The organism is Aurantimonas sp. A2-1-M11, assembly GCF_036549475.1.
GTDB lineage: Bacteria > Pseudomonadota > Alphaproteobacteria > Rhizobiales > Rhizobiaceae > Aurantimonas.
In genome coordinates, this window is record NZ_JAZHLI010000185.1 from 1 (window position 1) to 1,627 (window position 1,627).

The 1,627-nt window shown below is 63.5% G+C and carries 1 protein-coding gene and 1 pseudogene; one reads left to right on the forward strand and one right to left on the reverse strand.

From position 1 onward, the window contains the following. A pseudogene (locus VQ042_RS25485) lies at positions 1–263 on the reverse strand (ISAzo13 family transposase); the annotation flags it as partial. Between the two features lie 243 nt (positions 264–506). On the opposite strand from VQ042_RS25485, the gene VQ042_RS25490 reads away from it, so the two are divergent. Beyond that, positions 507–839, forward strand: a complete 333-nt coding sequence (locus VQ042_RS25490; protein WP_331823034.1) for a hypothetical protein — start codon at positions 507–509, stop codon at positions 837–839. Positions 840–1,627 lie beyond the last annotated feature (788 nt).

Genomic DNA, 1,627 nt, shown 5'->3' on the forward strand with positions numbered 1-1,627 from the left:
AGCAGCGTCGGATCGCGATCGGTCAGCGGCCGCGGACCGCCGCCTTCACGCCGGACGCGGCCGTGCGGCAGCGGCGGCGCGTCAAGGTCTTTCAACCCGCGCCCGATCGTCGATCGGGCGAGCCCGGTGATCGACGAGACCGCCGCCAGCCCGCCCCGGCCCGCTGCTCGCGCCTCGCTCGCGGCGAATACCCGCCGGCCCCGCTCGTCCCGCTTCGAGCCGTCCGCCGCCCACCTCTGCTCTATTCCGTTCCGGTCGACCATGCCACCATGGCTAATCTCCGCCGCTACGACAGGGAATCGCACTTGAGGGTCCGATCAGACGGACCAACCACGCTGTGCATCCGCTGAAATGAGGACGCATTTACAGGTCCGCAAGCTCCAACTCAGGAAGCGGCCCCAGTAGTGCATACNCCCGCCGCTGCGACAGGGAATCGCACTTGGATGAGTCATACTGTCGCAGCCCAAACCCAACAGAACCGATTCAGTAGTGAATGCAGATGTCCTATGGACCACAACGTCTGGGCTCCTGGTGTGTCCGGGTGGCGCGAGGTCGTGGCCGAGGGCTATCCGGCGTGGGTGCAGCCGAGCGGCGCGCATGACGCCTACCAGATTGGCGACCGCGTATCGTTCGAGGGCGCGAACTACGAGAGTGTGATCAATGCGAACGTCTGGAGCCCGGCCGGCTATCCGGCTGGTGGAAGACGATCGCCTGACGATCTCGCCGCCCATCGCGGCATCATCAACGCCCTCGCCATGCGCGGGGATAGGGCGGTCCTGGGGGCCGCCTTTTTCATGGGGTCGCAGGGTCAGATCTTCCTGCTGCTTTCGGCATATTGAGCGCTGCTCTTACAGCGTTCAGTTGTGGACAATGATCAATCCTTAAGTTTCAGGCCAGCTTCTGATGCCGAAAGATAGTCATATGGCCTCGGGGGAGATCGCTATGTCTTTTCATTTCCACACGCGCACGCACGAATCAGAAAATTCGCTGAAAGTTGTACGAGGAATAATGAACGGTTTGGCGATCAGCGCGGTTTTGTGGATCGGCATTCTAGCGAGTGCATGGGCGATATTCGCCTGACTGGCGGCCTGAATTCGAAGGTCCGTCGGACCAGAGCATCAACGGTGCGGGCGGTAGGCGGCCCAGCGGTATCGAGGTGGGCAGTGAGACGCCGCCGGGCCTGGCCGCAGCGCGGGGGATGGTCCGGCCACGGTTAGCCGACGATATCACGCGCTGCGCCAGACGCCATCGATCGGCGGAGTGGCAGCACACATGCCTGGCCCACGGCGCTGCCACCCCTAGTCGCGGGAGGTCGCCGCCAACCCACGACTGATTGATCAAGCAGCCCGCGGCTGGTCTATCCCGTTTTCGTCGAGCGGCTGTCTGACAGTCTTCACAGGATATCAGGCAACGGCCCCGTCGCAGATGCTGTAGCCGCGGGCAGTCTCGCCGCTATTTGGCCTTACGGGACAGACACATAGGGCGCCCGAAGGGCATCTAAACGGAGTATTCGAGATGGTTATCAGATCCGCGGTTATCGCGCTTGTCGCATCGACCCTAGTCGTTTCGGCGGGTTGTAGCCGCACCCAGCGCACGGTGGCCGGCGCCGGCATCGGCGGCGTCTCGG